The sequence below is a fragment of the Thermoanaerobacter sp. CM-CNRG TB177 genome (genome assembly GCF_018588165.1).
GTDB classification, from domain to species: Bacteria; Bacillota; Thermoanaerobacteria; order Thermoanaerobacterales; family Thermoanaerobacteraceae; genus Thermoanaerobacter; species Thermoanaerobacter thermocopriae.
The window spans coordinates 1-16,668 of the sequence record NZ_JAFCAC010000082.1 but is presented as its reverse complement, the minus strand read 5'-3'; the positions used below and the strand labels follow the sequence as shown (position 1 = coordinate 16,668).

The window sequence follows — 16,668 nt, the reverse complement described above, 5'->3', positions numbered from 1 at the left end:
AGTTAAAACGTCTACAAATGAAAAGATAAATAATATTACGGTTTTGAATATAGGCAAAGTAACGCCAATATATAGGGTTTTAAGAGCAATAAAATATGCACAAGTTATATAAAAAACATGATAAGACGAAGCCCTGAAATTAACTAAGTTACAGGGGTGGTCTTAAAAAAATCCTACAGTATCTTGACACTATCGGGGCATTTTGATTTATTGAAAGAATTTAAAAAACGTGGTAATCTAAAATTAAAATATTAATTTTGAGGGAGAGGTATGAAAAAGAAGCTAGAAGTTTACAAGCATTTAAGACATAACATAAAAATGAATATGATAAATGGTCTTGCATGGGCTATAGGCTTTAATATGGTCAACCCTTTTATTGGCATATATGCTATAAAATTAGGAGCAAATGACTTTCAAGTGTCTCTTTTAAATTCTTTACCTGCCCTTATGGTGGTAATTGGAGTTATTCCTGTAACATATTTGATTAATAAATTAAAAGAGGTTCACAAATTTTCTTATATTGTACTTTATATCGCAAGAACTTTTTATTTTTTACTTGCTCTTGCTCCGCTTTTTAGTAAACAACTTCAACCGTGGATTGTAGTTATATTAGTGGGAATAATGAATTTACCTTCTATGACAGTTGGCATGTGTTGGCAATCATTTATGAGTGAATTAATTCCTCCAGAATATAGAAGTAAAGTTTTCGCTGACAGAAATTTTTGGACGACAATTGTGGCAACAATTACAGTTTTGGTAACAGGATGGTTGCTTGATAAAATAGTTTTCCCTATTAATTATCAAGTAATATTTACTGTTGCATTTATTTTCGGATTAATAGAATCTTATTATTTTTCAAGGTTTCATGTAGTAAAAAGAGATTTGGATGAAGCCAAGCCCGGAAGTTTTTATGAAGCTTTTAGAAACATGTTTGAGTCTAAGAAATTTATATATTTTAATGTAACTTCTTTTATATATTATTTTGCATGGATGATGGCTTGGCCCATCTTTACCATATATAAGGTAAATTTTTTGCATGCTAACAATGCATGGATGAGTATATTTACTATTGTTTCCTCTATTGGGTCTATTTTAGCTTTTTATAAATGGGCTGACCTGTCCAACAAAAGGGGAAACGGATTTGCTGTTGCATTAAGTGCATTGCTTCTAGGATTTATTCCCCTCATGTGGGCTACAGCTAAAAACCTTTATGTTGGCGCTATTTTTGATTTTTTAGGGGGTATAGCTGTAGGAGGTTATAACATGTTGCTCTTAAATTGGCTGTTAGAGCTTTTACCTCCTACTTTAGAAAAAATGAATTACATCGCCGTGTTTACATTAATTACTCAAATTTCCGCTTTTATTGCTCCTATGTTTGGAATGTGGCTTTATACACAAATGGGTTATGTAGCTTTTATGATTTTAACAGGTATTGCAAGAATAGTAGTGAGTATTTTGTACTTTTTAGTAGCTAATTATGAAGATGAGATTAAAGAAATTGAAGCAAAGTAAGGAGGAAAAGTATGAGATATATTACTGCAGGGGAATCCCATGGAGAAGCTTTAATTGCTATTATTGAAGGCCTTCCATCAAATCTTTTGATAGATGAAGAGTTTATAAATAAAGAACTTAAAAGAAGGCAAGGGGGGTATGGAAGAGGAGGAAGAATGGCAATTGAGGAAGATAAAGTTCATGTATTAAGTGGTATAAGAAACGGTAAAACTATTGGCTCACCTTTAACTTTAGAGATTATAAATAAGGATTATGAAAACTGGAAGAATAAAAAGACGCCTGAAGTGACAAGGCCTAGACCGGGTCATGCGGACCTTGCAGGAGCAATAAAGTACAATCAGAGAGATTTGAGAAATATTTTGGAACGTTCAAGTGCGAGAGAGACGGCTGCAAGAGTGGCGGTGGGAAGTGTAGCGAAATTACTCCTCAAAGAGTTAGATATATATGTGAAAAGCAAGGTTTTGGAAATAGGTGGTGTAAAGGCAGAAGAAAAGTGGAGAAGGACAATTGATGAAGCTAAATCAAAAGGAGATACCTTAGGAGGTATAATAGAGATAGTAATAGAGGGTGTGCCTGTTGGATTAGGAAGTCATGTGCAATGGGACAGAAAATTAGATGCGCTTTTAGCCTATCATGTCATGAGTGTGCAGGCGATTAAGGCTGTAGAAATAGGCTTGGGCTTTGAAGCAGCAAGAAAACCTGGCTCTTTAGTCCACGATGAAATATATTATGACGAAGAAAGAGGATTTTATAGGAAGACCAACAATGCAGGAGGAATTGAAGGTGGAATTTCAAATGGAAGTCCTATAGTTATAAAAGCTGCTATGAAGCCAATTCCTACTCTTTTAAAACCCCTTACTTCTATTGACATAAATACTAAAGAGGAAGTAAAAGCTGCTTATGAGCGTTCAGATGTGACTGCTGTTGAAGCTGCTGCCTGTGTTTTAGAAGCAGTTTGTGCTTGGGTGATTGCTGATGAATGCCTTAAAAAATTTGGCGGTGATTCAATTGAGGAACTAAAGAAAAATTATGATGCATATTTAGTATATGTAAAAAATTTTTAAATCTCCAAAATGGAGGTTATTTGACTAAAAGATTAGCAAAGGCAATCTAAAATAAATATTGACAAAAAAATAAAATAATGATAAACTAAAAAAGCAAATAAGCAGAAGCGCCCGCTTCTCACCTTTCACCTAAGGTGCAAAGGTTTCTTCAAAAGGATTTATTATAAAGTAAAGGAGCGGGTAAGTTTGCCCGCTTTTATTTTTTCATAATTTTTAGGAGGTGCGTATTTATTAACAAAGAGCTGCAGGTCAATGAGGAAATAAGAGACAAAGAGGTAAGGCTGATTGACCAAGACGGTAAGCAGATAGGCATAATGTCGGCAAAGGAAGCTTATAAAATTGCTCAAGAGCGACATCTTGATTTGGTTAAGATTGCCCCTCAAGCCAATCCGCCCGTGTGCAAATTGATGGATTTTGGTAAGTATAGGTATGAACTTAGTAAAAGAGAAAAAGAGGCAAAGAAAAAGCAAAAGGTTATAAATGTAAAAGAAATAAGGATGTCCCCGACTATTGAAGACCATGACTTTGGTGTAAAGTTAAAAAGTGCTATTAAGTTTTTAAAAGAAGGTAATAAAGTAAAAGTTACTATAAGGTTTAGAGGAAGGGAAGCAGCCCACACTTCGCTGGCAGAAGACCTTTTAAAAAGGTTTGCAAATGAGCTCAGTGAGTATGGTGTTATAGAAAAAGCTCCTAATATGGAGGGGCGAAATTTAATGATGGTATTAACACCAAAAAATTAGCAAAAATGCAAAAGGAGGATATATTTATGCCTAAAATGAAAACACATAGAGGAGCAGCAAAAAGGTTTAAAGTGTTAAAGTCAGGAAAAGTTAAAAGGTCGAGAGCTTATAAAAGTCACCTTTTGACACATAAAAATGCAAAAAGAAAAAGAAGATTGAGAAAAGCTACTTATTTGGTAGGTGCGGATGCTAAAAATATCAAACGCTTATTACCTTATTCATAAATAGATTAGGAGGTTTTTAAAATGGCTAGAGTAAAATTTGGGAAAGTGACGAGGAGAAGACGCAAGAAAATATTGAAGCTTGCAAAAGGTTATTTTGGAGCTAAGAGCAAGCTTTTTAGAGTTGCCAATCAAGCAGTAATGAAATCTTTAATGTACGCTTATATTGGCAGAAAATTAAGGAAGAGAGATTTTAGAAAGCTTTGGATAACAAGAATAAATGCTGCTGCAAGAGCCCACGGAATTTCCTACAGCAGGTTTATAAATGGGCTTAAAAAAGCTGGAATAGAAATTAACAGGAAGATGCTTTCAGAAATGGCAATAAACGACGAAAAAGCTTTTGCAGAATTAGTAAATATAGCTAAGCAGCAGTTAAACGCATAAGGCCAGTTTGCATGGCCTTTTGCTTTAACTAATTTTTTAAAAGAGTGGTGGACAATGTTAATTACGAGTGAAAACAATGACCTCATAAAAAAAATCAAAAAGCTAAAAGACAAAAAGGGCCGATATGAAGAAGGGATGTTTTTTGTAGAGGGTACTACAAATGTATTGGAGGCTTTAAAAAGTGACTTTGAAATAGAGTACATAGTTATGGGGGAAGGGGTTAAAATAGATATTCCCAAAGGGGATTTTGAAATTGTACATACTACTGAAAGAATCTTTAAGAAAATAAGTGATACAGTAACTCCACAAATGGTCATGGCGATTATAAAAATACCAAAATATGTAGAAAATACTTATATAAAAGAAAAGGGTGTATATGTTATAGCAGACAATATTCAAGACCCAGGAAATTTAGGTACTATAATACGTACGGCTGATGCATTTGGAGTTAGTGCTATTTTTACTATAAATAACTGTGTGGATGTTTTTAATCCAAAGGTTTTAAGAGCCTCTATGGGTTCTATTTTTCACATTCCTGTCATAGCTGCTACTTCACAAATTTTGTTAAAACTTAAGCAAAGGGGAATAAAAGTTTTTGCAACTTACTTAAAAGCCCAAAAATTAGTTCATGAATGCAATATTTCGGATAAAGTAGCTTTTGTTTTGGGGAATGAAGCGAAAGGTGTCAGCGTTGTAGACTTGGTAGATGACTTTGTGAAAATACCTATGACAGGGGAGGCAGAATCTTTAAATGTTTCAATTGCTGCTAGTATATTTTTATACGAATCTCAAAGACAGAGGTTGATAAAAAATAATTAGGATGGTATAATCTTAAAAAAATATTGCAAAATGCTATGAAGGAGTAAAGTACATTATCGAAAATCACAGGGAGATAACACCATAGACTGAGAGTGTTATCGTTAGGTAGATAATGGAAAGTTCCCTCCGGAGCAGCGTGCTGAACTAATAGTAGGCATTGCCGGTAATACCGTTATCTAAATGAGTGAGCATTTTTTATAAAATGCTAATTTAGGTGGTACCGCGGATTCTTCGTCCTATTGACGGAGGATTTTTTATTTTAACTAATACACCAAAAGAGGGGTTGGTTTAAAGATGGAAGAATTGTTGCGCAAGCTTTATGAAGATGCACAAAAAGAAATTCTGTCAGCTGATAGTTTACAGCAAATTGAAAACTTAAGAGTTAAATACTTAGGTAAAAAAGGCGAATTGACGCAAATTTTAAGGGGAATGGGAAGCTTAAAGCCTGAAGAAAGACCTGTAATTGGTCAAATTGCCAATGAAATTAGAGAGAAAATTGAGGGTTTACTCACAGAAACAAAAAATAAAATTGCCCAATTAGAAAAAGAAAAGAGAATAAAAAGTGAGTACATAGACATAACTATGCCGGGTAAACCTTATGAGTACGGTCACAAACATCCCATGACACAAGTATTGGATGAAATTAAAAAGATATTTTTAGGATTAGGCTTTTCTATTGCAGAAGGGCCAGAAATAGAGTTTACTTATTACAACTTTGAGGCATTAAATACTCCAGAGGACCATCCAGCTAGAGACTTACAGGATACCTTTTATGTGACTTCTGATATACTTTTGAGGACTCAAACATCCCCGGTACAAGTAAGGACTATGGAGAAAAATAAGCCTCCAATAAGGGTTATATCTCCTGGAAGGGTTTATAGGTCTGATGAGATAGATGCAACTCACTCCCCAGTGTTTCATCAGATGGAAGGGCTTGTAGTAGATGAAGGAATAACAATGGGAGATTTAAAAGGAGTTTTAAATATATTTGCGAAGAAATTTTTTGGGGAAGACACTCAAACCAAATTTAGACCTCATTATTTTCCCTTTACAGAACCCAGTGCAGAAATGGACGTGAGTTGCTTTGCTTGTGGTGGAAAAGGTTGTAGAGTTTGCGGTTATACTGGTTGGATTGAAATTTTAGGTGCAGGCATGGTACATCCTAATGTTTTAAAGATGTCTGGAATTGACCCTGAAAAATACAGTGGATTTGCTTTTGGATTGGGAATAGATAGGATTACAATGCTGAAATACGGAATAGAAGATTTGAGGCTTCTTTTTGAAAATGATTTAAGGTTTATACAACAGTTCTAAAGGGGTGGTCGTATGTTGGTGTCACTTTCGTGGTTGAAAGAGTTTGTTGACATAGATGAAGATGCGAAAATTATTGCTGAAGGCCTTACTATGTCAGGGTCAAAGGTAGAGACTATAACAAGTTATGGGAAAGAAATTTCAAATGTGGTGGTAGGGAAAATTATTTCATTAGAAAAACACTCTAATGCTGATAAATTGTTGGTTGGTATTGTAGATGTAGGCACTGAAAAACTACAAATTGTAACCGGAGCACAAAATATTAAAGTAGGGGACTACATACCAGTAGCCCTTCATGGTGCAACTCTTCCTGGAGGAGTTAAGATAAAAAGAGGCAAATTAAGAGGAATAGAATCAAATGGCATGATGTGTTCTGCTGAAGAGTTGGGACTTGATGAAAGCTTGCTGCCAGAATATCAAAGAAACGGAATTTTTATATTACCACCTTTCCCATTAGGAATGGATATAAACGAAGCTCTTCAGTTAAAAGACGATGTATTGGAATTTGAGATAACTCCCAACAGGCCTGATTGTTTGTCAATGGTAGGAATAGCGAGAGAGACAGCTGCGACTTTTAAGAAAAAATTTAAAATGCCGGTGGTAGAAGTTAATGAAAGCGAAGAACAAAATCCTGCAAAAGTGACTATTGAGGCTACGGATTTATGCTTTAGATATGTAGCAAGGGTCGTTAAGAATGTGAAGATAGGTCCTTCTCCTATGTGGATGCAGATGCGTCTTTTAAAAGCTGGAATAAGACCTATAAATAACGTGGTGGATGTTACAAACTATGTGATGTTGGAATTAGGTCAACCCTTACACGCTTTTGATTTGGACAAAGTTGAAAACAAGCACATAATAGTGAGAAGGGCAAGAGAAGGAGAAAAATTAGTTACATTGGATGGAAAAGAGAGGACTTTAGACAGCTCAATGTTGGTTATTGCTGATGAGAAGAAAGCTATAGGTTTGGCTGGCGTAATGGGAGGAGAAAATACAGAGATAACTGATACTACTGTAAATATTTTAATAGAAAGTGCTAATTTTAAAGGAAGCAATATAAGGCATACTTCTAAGAAATTGGGTTTAAGAAGTGAAGCTTCTTCAAGATTTGAAAAAGGTTTAGACCCAGAGATTACAGTTTTAGCTTGTGAAAGAGCAGCACAGCTTATGGAAAAATACTGTGGCGGTACAGTTTTAAAAGGGCTTGTGGACGAGTATCCAAAGCCAATTGAAAAAACAGTTTTAACTGTAAATCCTCACAGAATTAATAGATTTTTAGGCACAGACCTTCCGACATCTCAAATAATTGAAATATTGGAGTCTTTAGAGTTTAAAGTTGTGCAAAAAGGCGATGACCTTGAAATAACGGTACCTCACTTTAGAAGAGATGTTACAATAGAGGCAGATATTGCCGAAGAAATAGCAAGACTCTTTGGCTATAACAATATTGAAGACAGTTTAATGAAAAATGCTCAAACTACATTAGGAGCGTTGACCAAAGAGCAACGACTAGAAGAAAAAGCAAGAGAAGTTCTATTGGCTTGTGGATTAAATGAAATTGTCACTATGTCTTTTATGGGACACAAGGATTTAGACAAAATAAACGTACCTTTAGATAGCCCTTTTAGAAAAGCAGTCAAAATTATAAATCCTCTTGGGGAAGACCAAAGCCTTATGAGAACTACTCTACTGCCTTTTATATTGAATGTAACTTATACCAACTATAGCAGAAAAGTACAAGATTTCAAAGTTTTTGAAATATCTAAAATCTTTATGCCAAAAGAATTACCCTTAAAAGAATTACCACAGGAAATAAAGACTATTGCAATAGGAATGTACGGGAAAGATGTGGATTTTTACTCATTAAAAGGAGTAATAGAAGCACTTTTTGAAGTAATGGGTATAAAAGGAGTAGAATATGTAAGGGCAGAAGATCCTTCATATCATCCAGGAAGGTCTGCAAAAATTCTCCTAGGTGACGAAACATTAGGTATATTTGGAGAAATACACCCTGATGTTTTAGAAAATTACGACATACTTGTTAGAGTCTACGGTGGAGAAATAAACTTAGATAAAGTAATACAATATGCTAATGTAGAAAAGAGGTACATGCCTCTTCCCAAGTATCCAGCTGTAGAAAGGGATATAGCAGTTTTAGTAGATGGAGATATTTTTGTAAAAGCTGTGGAAAAAGTTATACTTGAAACAGGAGGAAAACTTATAGATAAAGTCGAATTATTTGATGTTTACAAAGGTCCTAACATCCCTGAAGGCAAAAAAAGCGTTGCTTTCTCTATCTGGTATAGGTCTTATGAAAGGACTTTGACAGATGAAGAAGTAAATGTAATTCACAACAACATTGTAGAGGCTCTTGACAAAAAATTAGGAGCCAAATTAAGATAAAAAAGGCAATTTTACAGCCTTTTTTATCTTTTATCTTAATTAAGAAGGAAATTGCACTTTAATGTAGAAGTAAATAAAATAACAAAAGATTAAGGGGATGTTTTTGTGGAGTTAAATAAAGTTACCGTGATTATCAATGGGAATGAATATATTTTAAAATCTGATTATCCTGAAGAGCATGTAATAAAACTTGCCAATTATGTAGACAATGTAATTAAAGAATTGCTCCAAAACTACGAAAAGTTATCACAAATGCAACTACTACTTTTGTCGTCTTTAAATATTGCAGATGAACTTTTTATTGCAAAAGAAGAAAATAATGCTATCAAAAAGGAATTGCTTTCTTTAAAAGCAGAATTAGAAGAAAAAAATCGCTATATAAAACAATTAGAGGAGGAGCTTACTAAAACTAAACAACAGCTTTTAGAGACAGAGGAAGAGTTTCGGCAGTTTATAGAAACTTTTGATGAAGAAAAGTAAAGGTGATTGGATGAAAAAAGTTGAATTATTAGCTCCAGCAGGAGATTATGAGGCTTTAACGAGTGCAGTTAATGCAGGATGCGATGCAGTGTATCTAGGAGGAAAAAATTTTGGTGCAAGAGCTTATGCAACCAATTTTGACTATGATGATTTAAAATCTGCTGTAGAATTCTGCCATTTAAGAGATGTCAAGGTATACGTTACTGTAAATACCCTTGTAGCGAATGAAGAATTTGAAAAGCTGGTCAACTATTTAGATTTTTTGTATTCTATAGGTGTTGATGCAGTTATAGTGCAGGATATGGGAGTATTAAAGTTTTTACGAGAAAATTATCCTGATTTAAAAGTTCATGCCAGTACACAAATGACAGTTCATAATTTAGAAGGAGTACAGGAATTAGCTCAAAAGGGAGTTTCCCGGGTTATTTTATCAAGAGAGCTTACATTAAAAGAAATAAAGGATATAGTTCAAAATTCTAACATTGAAATAGAAGTTTTTGTTCATGGAGCTCTCTGCGTCAGTTATTCCGGACAGTGCTTTATGAGTAGTATACTAGGAGGAAGAAGCGGAAACAGGGGAAGATGTGCACAACCCTGCCGTTTAAAGTATTCTCTTGTAGATAAAGAGGGAAAAGTTTTAGAAAAGGATTTACACCTTTTGAGTATGGCGGATTTATGTACTATAGAACATATACCAAAACTCATTGAGGCGGGAATCACTTCTTTTAAAATAGAAGGTAGGATGAAAAATGCCGAGTACGTCGCTTCTGTTGTAAAAGCCTACAGAGAAGCTATTGACAGTTTTTATGAGAGCAAAGCTTTTGATTCAGGTAAAGCTATAGAAGAGATGTCTCGAATTTTTAATAGAGGATTTTCTACTGGCTATCTTTTTGGAGTTAAACCCTCTAAAATGAGTTATATTTCCCCTAAAAACACGGGAGTTGCTGCTGCAGAAGTGATAAGTGTAACTTCAAAAACTTCAAAACTGAGGCTTTTAAGGGATATTGCAAAAGGTGATGGAATTTCTGATGAAAAAGGAGAAAAAGGACAAAAAGTTGAAATAATATTTAAAAATGGGAAGAAGGTAGATAGAGCTTATGAAGGAGACATAATAGAACTACCTCTTAAGTTTTATGTAAAAGAAGGAGAAATATTAAATAAAACTTATGATGCATTGTTAAATGACAAGCTGAAAAACTTACCTTCCAAAAAGATTCCTATAAAAATTTATGCGGAGTTAAAAAAAGGCAAACCTTTGTATATAAAGATACAAGAAGGAATTCGTACAGTAGAAGCTTATAGTGATGAAATAAGTCAGATAGCAGAAAAAGTTTCTATTGAGGAAGATTTTTTGAAGGATAAACTTACTCAAATAAATGACACAGCCTTCTACGTAGAAGAAATAGAAGTAGTAGTTGAAAAAGGCCTTTACATGTCTGTAAAGGGAATAAAAGAGGCGCGAAGAAAAGCAATAGAAATGTTAGAAAAGAAAAAGTTAGAGTATTACAGAAGAGAAGAAAAACACACCTTTTTTAGTCTACTTCCTTTTAAAGAGAAAAAGGAAAAAGTGAGTTTAACTTTTTATACTGATAAAGTTGAGCACTTGAAGATAGCCAGCCAATTGGGTATAGAATACGTCTATTTCAATTACAAGCTTGATATAAAACTTTTAAAAAAAGGTTTAGAACTGACAAAAGATTCAAAGACAACGGTTATACCTGCTTTCCCTTCTATATTGAGGGAAGAGATGAAGGTAATAAAGCCTCAATTAGAATTTTTACAAGATATGGGGATAAACAAAATTTTGGTTTCAAATTTAGGGCTTTATCATATTGCAAAAAATTATGACTTTGAGATATTTATAGATTATCCTTTGAATATTTTTAACAATTTAGCTGTAGATTACTTTAAACCTTACGCTGTGACTTTATCTTATGAACTTACGCTGGAGCAGATTAAAGATATTGCCAAAAGAAGTGATGTAAAATTTGAAGCTTTAATATACGGTAGACTGCCTCTTATGACAATGGAATATTGTCCAATAAGGAATTTAGTAGGCTGTGACAGAGAAAGGTGTGAAAAAGGTTATTATTTTCTAAAAGACAGAAAAGGCAAATTAATGCCTCTTAAAAGCAATGGTTTTTGCAGGATGCAGATTTTAAACGCAGATGTGCTTTTAATGTTAAGCATAAAGGAGCTTAAACAAGCTGGACTTTCTTTTTTGAGGATACATGATACAATAGAAAAAGATGAAGAAATAGAGAAAGTTTTAAAAATGCATATTGAAGCTTTAAAAGGGAATGAAATTGAAATTTTAGAAGGAAAATATACAAAAGGACATTTTTACAGAGGAGTTTTGTGATGGTGAGAGGAATTAATAGTAGAGCAATAAAAAGTCTTGAATTTGACAAGATAGTGGAGTTTATTGTTAGCTATTGTGATTCGGATCTAGGCAAACAAAAAGCTTCAGATATTGTCATAAAGAAAGACATAGAGGAAATAGAGAGGGAATTAGATTTATTGAATGAGGCAATTTACTTTATTTCCTCCTATGGGGGTATTTCTTTTGCTTTTGAGGACATAAGGGATTATATAAAAAAAGCACAAATAGATTCCGTGCTTTATAACAAGGAGCTTTTAAAGATAAAGAAGTTTCTTAAGTTGGTAAGCCAAATAAAAGGCTATTTCAAAAATCTTCAAGAAAGTGATAGATTTGTAAGGTTAAAAGAATACGATAAAAAAGTTTTACCGATAAAAGATTTGGAAAAAAGGATTGAAAATATAATAATTTCAGAAGATGAAATAGCAGATGATGCTTCTCCACTGCTCAAATCTTTAAGAAGGCAGAAATCAGCCATAAATGAAAAAATAAGGGCAACATTGAATTCGATAATTTCTACCCGTCAAAAAGAATTGCAAGAGCCTATTATAACTGTAAGACAGGGAAGATATGTTGTACCTGTAAAACAAGAATATCGCAGCACTTTTAAAGGTATTGTCCACGACCAATCCTCCAGTGGTGCTACTCTTTTTATTGAACCTATGCAAGTAGTTGACTTAAACAACGAATTGAGACAAGTGGAACTAAAAGAAAGACAAGAGATACAGAGAATACTTTTTGAGCTTTCTCAAGAGGTCAAAAAGTATGCACAGGCTTTATTTAATGACATTGAAATAGTTTCAGAATTAGATTTTACATTTGCTAAGGCTAAATATTCTTTAAAGCTAAAAGCCGTAAGGCCAGAGCTAAACACAATGGGATATATTAATTTAAAAAAGGCAAGACACCCTCTCATAAATCAGGAAGCTGTTGTCCCTATAGATATATACATAGGAGACCAATTTAATACCCTAGTCATTACTGGTCCTAATACGGGAGGGAAAACTGTAACTTTAAAGACAGTGGGACTTTTAACTATAATGGCAATGGCAGGGCTTAATATTCCTGCAGAAGAAGGGTCACAGGTTTCAATATTTGAGGAAATTTTTGTGGATATAGGCGATGAGCAGAGTATTGAACAAAGCTTAAGCACTTTTTCTTCCCATATGACGAATATTATAAGCATGCTCCAAAAAGTAAACAAAAATTGCCTTGCTTTGTTAGATGAATTAGGGGCAGGTACTGACCCTGTAGAAGGTGCTGCTTTGGCTATGAGTATTCTCGATACACTGCATAAGATTGGTGCCAAGACAATAGCTACTACCCATTATAGTGAGTTAAAGCAGTATGCTTTAAAAACCGCAGGAGTAGAAAATGCAAGCGTGGAATTTGATGTTGAAACTTTAAAGCCCACCTATAAGCTTATAATAGGTCTTCCTGGCAAAAGTAATGCCTTTGAAATAGCTAAAAGATTAGGGCTTCCTCGGCAAATAATAGAAGATGCAAGAAAATATATTTCACGAGAAGCTTTAAAATTTGAAGATATAATTGCAGACGTCGAAAATAAGCGCAGGGAATTGGAAAAGGCAAACCACGAAGTGGCTTTTTTAAGGAAAAATGTGGAAATTTTGAAAGAGGAATTAGAGAAAGAAAAGAAAAGATTGCAAAATGAAAGGGATAAAATATTAAAAGAGGCGAAAGAAAGGGCAAGGAAAATAGTACAAGAAGCGAAATTTACTGCTGAGGGGATAATCAAAAAGATTAGAGAAGCAGAAGAAAGTACCCAAAATAAAGACAGGATCATACAAGAAGTAAGAGAAGAATTGAAGAAAAATTTAGAGGAATTAGAAGAAGAAGTTTTAAAGCCTAAAGAGGCTTCCTACGGCAAAATTCCTGATAGTTTAAAAGAGGGACAGACAGTCTATATAGTGCCTTTGGGCCAAGATGGAATTGTGCTTTCTCTTCCTGACAAATCAGGGAATGTGGAAGTGCAGGCAGGAATTTTAAAGATGACTGTGCATATAAGTAATTTAAGGGTAGTGGAGGAGAAAGAAGATGAGGTAGTAAAAAAAGGCTACAGCAAATTTGTACACGAAAAGTCTCAATCTATAAGCACTACCATAGATGTGAGAGGCAAAAACCTTGACGATGCTTTGTTAGAGGTGGAAAAATATATAGACGATGCGTATTTGGCTGGTCTTACTCAAGTGACAATTATTCACGGACGGGGTACAGGGGTGTTAAGGACGGGTATATCGCAATTTTTAAGAAGCAATAAACATGTTAAATCTTTTAGGTTAGGTAAATACGGTGAAGGAGGAGACGGTGTTACAATAGTTGAATTAGTTGACAAATAGGAGATGATAAAATGTATTTAGTAAGTGCTTGCCTTGCTGGTGTTAACTGTAAATACGATGGAGGAAACAATGAAAATAAAGAAATAAAAAAATTAGTAGAGGAAGGGAAGGCTATTTTAGTTTGTCCTGAGCAATTAGGGGGGCTTCCAACTCCTCGACTGCCCTCTGAGATAAAAGTTGATAAGGTTTTTAACATTGAAGGAAAAGAGGTTACGGAAAATTTCTATAGAGGAGCCTATGAGACTTTAAAAATTGCTAAAATGTATAAGATAAAGGAGGCAATTTTTAAAGCTAAAAGCCCTTCTTGCGGCTGTGGAGAGATTTACGATGGCACTTTTTCGGGGAATTTGATAGATGGAGATGGAATTACCACAAGGATTTTAAAGAAAAATGGGATATCTGTTATGACAGAACATGACTTTTATAGAAAATATAAAAAATAAGTAACAAAAACACCTCCTCCCACATAAAATGTAGGGGAGGTGTTTTGCTTGAAAAGGAAAAGATGGGGACTAAGGCGGGTTAATTCGTTTTACATATATTTGATTTACGTAGCTATTTTATTTGTGATTTTATACTATTTTACAGAATATCGATTAAAACCGGCTATTATAGCAGTAAGTGAAACTTTAGCAAAAGAAACAGCTGTAAATACTATAAATGATGCTATAAATGAAAAAGCGCTAAAAGGAATAGAGTATAAAGATTTAATTTATGTAAGAACAGATAACAATGGAAAAGTGTCAATGTTACAGGCAAATACTATTGAAATGAACTTGCTGGCTTCTAAGATTACAAAAGAAGTGAAAGAAAATTTAAATAATTTAGGTCCTCTCTATGCTAAAATTCCTTTAGGTTCGGTTTTTTCTACTGATTTATTTGCTAATGCAGGGCCACGTATAAAAGTAGGGCTTTTGCCAGTTGGAGCGGTAGATGTTGATTTTAGTTCACAGTTTGAACCGGCTGGAATAAATCAAACAAGGCATAGAATATATTTAGATATTCAAACTACGATACGAATAATTGCGCCTTTAGCTTCAGAAAAAATAATTGTTACACTTCACATGCCTATTGCAGAAAGTATAATAGTTGGAGATGTACCTTCAAGCTATGTGGATGTAAATGGAGATAAATTTACAATTCCTGTGCCTCAATCTCCAAATTCAAATATAGAAATACAAAAATAACTATTGAATTTTTTTGATAATGTGATATAATAAAAAACGTGTGATAAGTGGGGGTGTAGCTCAGTTGGGAGAGCACCTGCCTTGCAAGCAGGGGGTCAGGAGTTCGAATCTCCTCATCTCCACCAAATAAAAAGAAAATTACCCGATAAGGGTATTTTTTTTTGCTTTCGTATAACTTAGCAATTTTTTCTTCAAAATGCAGGATTTCTGCATTTTTTGTCGAATTATTAAAAAGATGGTGCTCAAAGAGGTGAATTAAATGAATACCGATGTAGAAGTCACATACAAAAAACGATTGGATAATATTGTAGAAAAAACAATAGAGGCAATTGAAAGCAGTAAAGTACAAATTTTGATATTTTAGAAAAGGCAAAAGAAGAAGCGAAAAGATTGGAAGCGCAATTAGAAGAGCTAAAAATCCAAGTTATAAATGTTATAAAAGAAGTAGAGTTGTGCGAAAGGAAAGAAAAAAAGTGCAAACTAAAACTTGCACTTGTAAGTAAACAGTTTGGGCACCTATCTGAACAAGCAGTAAGGAAAGCTTATGATGAGGCAAAAGAGGCTCAAATAGAGTTGGCGTTAAAGAGACGGGAAGAAAAAGAATTAATAGAAAAAAGAAATGAACTGGAGAGAAAACTTATAGACAATAAGACTATTATTGAAAAAGCTGAAAAGCTTGTTTCTCAAATTAACGTAGCTCTCAATTATTTAAATAGGGATTTAAAAAAAATGAATACTCAATTAGAGCAATTGAAAGACAAACGAGCTTTGAGTGTAAAAATTATTGAAGCACAGGAAGAGGAACGAAAAAGAATTGCAAGGGAAATTCACGATGGTCCTGCGCAAGCGATGGCAAACGTGTTATTGAAATCTGAACTTTGTGAAAAATTGATAACCAAAGATATTGAACAGGCGAAAGTAGAACTTAAAAATCTAAAAAATATTGTACAACAATCTCTAAAAGAAGTAAGGAAAATAATATATGACTTAAGACCTTCTGCTCTTGATGACTTAGGTCTTATTCCGGCATTATCCAGGTACATAAAAAATTTTTCAGAGGAGACAGGCATATTTGTAGATTTTAGTGTTTTGTCGAATTACAAGAGACTTAGTCCTGAGATTGAAATAACTTGTTTTAGAGTAGTACAAGAGGCTCTTACAAATATAAAAAAACATTCCAAGGCAAAAAATGCTTCTGTTAAATTTGAGTTTGGCATGCGATTTATTAGCATAATTATCAAAGATGATGGCATTGGCTTTGATAAGGAAAATATTGGACAAGGCTATGGGCTGATGGGCATGAGGGAAAGAGTAGAAATTTTAAACGGTAAATTTGAAATAAGTAGTTTCAAAAATAAGGGTACTCAAATTTATATTTCTATACCTGTAAGGGGTGTTGAGGATGATCAGATTGTTAGTGGCTGATGACCATGCTTTGATAAGAAAAGGGTTAGTCCAGCTTATTGAAATGGAAAAAGATATAAAAGTTATTTCTCAAGCTTCAAATGGGGAAGAGGCTTATCAACTTGCAAAGAAATTTATGCCCGATTTAATACTTATGGATGTAAATATGCCTGTGATGAATGGCATAAAAGCAGCAAAAATGTTAAAAGAAGAAAAACATCCAAGCAAAGTATTGTTTTTGACTATTTACAACGATAGAGAATACATTTTGGAAGCACTTAAATTGGGAGTAGAAGGGTATATTTTAAAAGATGCTGAATATGATGATTTAATAAAAGCGATAAGGACTATTTACAATGGAGCATTCCTGTAATGAATAAAAAATAAGGGAGAATGAACTTTGAAAAAA

Annotated in this window: 14 protein-coding genes, 1 tRNA gene, 2 pseudogenes and 2 other annotated features; all 17 genes and pseudogenes read left to right on the top strand. The window is 33.9% G+C overall.

Annotated features, from left to right (window positions below; all coding sequences use genetic code 11):
• On the top strand, nt 1-112 hold a 112-nt coding region (locus I4N53_RS10145), incomplete at its 5' end, for a UPF0236 family protein (protein ID WP_214496163.1).
• A 158-nt stretch (nt 113-270) separates the two neighbouring features.
• Nucleotides 271-1,512, top strand: a complete 1,242-nt coding sequence (locus I4N53_RS10140; protein WP_214496162.1) for an MFS transporter — start codon at nt 271-273, stop codon at nt 1,510-1,512.
• Between the two features lie 11 nt (nt 1,513-1,523).
• Nucleotides 1,524-2,576: a chorismate synthase gene (locus I4N53_RS10135; protein ID WP_214496161.1), complete on the top strand. Its 1,053-nt coding sequence runs from the start codon at nt 1,524-1,526 to the stop codon at nt 2,574-2,576.
• Between the two features lie 93 nt (nt 2,577-2,669).
• Nucleotides 2,670-2,784, top strand: a sequence feature (ribosomal protein L20 leader region).
• A 22-nt stretch (nt 2,785-2,806) separates the two neighbouring features.
• Nucleotides 2,807-3,316, top strand: a complete 510-nt coding sequence (infC, locus tag I4N53_RS10130) for a translation initiation factor IF-3 (RefSeq protein ID WP_042805240.1) — start codon at nt 2,807-2,809, stop codon at nt 3,314-3,316.
• A gap of 26 nt (nt 3,317-3,342) precedes the next feature.
• Entirely contained in the window at nt 3,343-3,540 is a 198-nt protein-coding gene (rpmI, locus tag I4N53_RS10125) for a 50S ribosomal protein L35 (protein ID WP_004401892.1), read from the top strand.
• A gap of 21 nt (nt 3,541-3,561) precedes the next feature.
• Entirely contained in the window at nt 3,562-3,921 is a 360-nt protein-coding gene (gene rplT, locus I4N53_RS10120) for a 50S ribosomal protein L20 (protein ID WP_003871005.1), read from the top strand.
• Nucleotides 3,922-3,975: 54 nt separating this feature from the next.
• Nucleotides 3,976-4,740 carry an RNA methyltransferase gene (locus I4N53_RS10115; protein ID WP_003867241.1) on the top strand — a complete coding sequence of 255 codons (765 nt, stop codon included), beginning with the start codon at nt 3,976-3,978 and terminating at the stop codon, nt 4,738-4,740.
• 26 nt (nt 4,741-4,766) lie between these two features.
• Nucleotides 4,767-4,982 (top strand) — a binding site (T-box leader).
• A gap of 52 nt (nt 4,983-5,034) precedes the next feature.
• Nucleotides 5,035-6,054, top strand: coding sequence for a phenylalanine--tRNA ligase subunit alpha (gene pheS, locus I4N53_RS10110; protein ID WP_214496160.1), 1,020 nt, complete (start codon nt 5,035-5,037; stop codon nt 6,052-6,054).
• A 12-nt stretch (nt 6,055-6,066) separates the two neighbouring features.
• Nucleotides 6,067-8,451 (top strand): phenylalanine--tRNA ligase subunit beta, encoded by a 2,385-nt coding sequence (pheT, locus tag I4N53_RS10105; protein WP_214496159.1) that lies wholly within the window; start codon nt 6,067-6,069, stop codon nt 8,449-8,451.
• 105 nt (nt 8,452-8,556) lie between these two features.
• Nucleotides 8,557-8,931 carry a cell division protein ZapA gene (zapA, locus tag I4N53_RS10100; protein WP_003867245.1) on the top strand — a complete coding sequence of 125 codons (375 nt, stop codon included), beginning with the start codon at nt 8,557-8,559 and terminating at the stop codon, nt 8,929-8,931.
• A 10-nt stretch (nt 8,932-8,941) separates the two neighbouring features.
• Complete coding sequence (locus I4N53_RS10095; RefSeq protein WP_214496158.1) at nt 8,942-11,293, top strand: DUF3656 domain-containing protein; 2,352 nt, start codon at nt 8,942-8,944, stop codon at nt 11,291-11,293.
• Nucleotides 11,293-13,668: an endonuclease MutS2 gene (locus I4N53_RS10090; protein WP_214496157.1), complete on the top strand. Its 2,376-nt coding sequence runs from the start codon at nt 11,293-11,295 to the stop codon at nt 13,666-13,668. Before I4N53_RS10095 ends, I4N53_RS10090 begins: the two co-directional genes overlap by 1 nt.
• A gap of 11 nt (nt 13,669-13,679) precedes the next feature.
• On the top strand, nt 13,680-14,111 hold the full coding sequence (locus I4N53_RS10085; protein WP_013150512.1) for a DUF523 domain-containing protein: 432 nt from the start codon (nt 13,680-13,682) through the stop codon (nt 14,109-14,111).
• Nucleotides 14,112-14,159: 48 nt separating this feature from the next.
• Nucleotides 14,160-14,855: a sporulation protein YunB gene (yunB, locus tag I4N53_RS10080; protein ID WP_012995502.1), complete on the top strand. Its 696-nt coding sequence runs from the start codon at nt 14,160-14,162 to the stop codon at nt 14,853-14,855.
• 49 nt (nt 14,856-14,904) lie between these two features.
• Nucleotides 14,905-14,980 (top strand) — tRNA-Ala (locus I4N53_RS10075).
• Nucleotides 14,981-15,114: 134 nt separating this feature from the next.
• A pseudogene (locus I4N53_RS10070) lies at nt 15,115-16,280 on the top strand (sensor histidine kinase).
• A pseudogene (locus tag I4N53_RS10065) lies at nt 16,258-16,620 on the top strand (response regulator transcription factor); the annotation flags it as partial. The pseudogenes I4N53_RS10070 and I4N53_RS10065, both read left to right, overlap by 23 nt.
• Nucleotides 16,621-16,668: the final 48 nt, after the last annotated feature.

What these genes read in the sequence shown, in the direction of transcription:
- I4N53_RS10140 (WP_214496162.1), top strand. Translation starts at nt 271, where the DNA reads ATGAAAAAGAAGCTAGAAGTTTACAAGCATTTAAGACATAACATAAAA.
- I4N53_RS10135 (WP_214496161.1), top strand. Translation starts at nt 1,524, where the DNA reads ATGAGATATATTACTGCAGGGGAATCCCATGGAGAAGCTTTAATTGCT.
- rpmI (WP_004401892.1), top strand. Translation starts at nt 3,343, where the DNA reads ATGCCTAAAATGAAAACACATAGAGGAGCAGCAAAAAGGTTTAAAGTG.
- rplT (WP_003871005.1), top strand. Translation starts at nt 3,562, where the DNA reads ATGGCTAGAGTAAAATTTGGGAAAGTGACGAGGAGAAGACGCAAGAAA.
- I4N53_RS10115 (WP_003867241.1), top strand. Translation starts at nt 3,976, where the DNA reads ATGTTAATTACGAGTGAAAACAATGACCTCATAAAAAAAATCAAAAAG.
- pheS (WP_214496160.1), top strand. Translation starts at nt 5,035, where the DNA reads ATGGAAGAATTGTTGCGCAAGCTTTATGAAGATGCACAAAAAGAAATT.
- pheT (WP_214496159.1), top strand. Translation starts at nt 6,067, where the DNA reads ATGTTGGTGTCACTTTCGTGGTTGAAAGAGTTTGTTGACATAGATGAA.
- I4N53_RS10095 (WP_214496158.1), top strand. Translation starts at nt 8,942, where the DNA reads ATGAAAAAAGTTGAATTATTAGCTCCAGCAGGAGATTATGAGGCTTTA.
- I4N53_RS10090 (WP_214496157.1), top strand. Translation starts at nt 11,293, where the DNA reads ATGGTGAGAGGAATTAATAGTAGAGCAATAAAAAGTCTTGAATTTGAC.
- I4N53_RS10085 (WP_013150512.1), top strand. Translation starts at nt 13,680, where the DNA reads ATGTATTTAGTAAGTGCTTGCCTTGCTGGTGTTAACTGTAAATACGAT.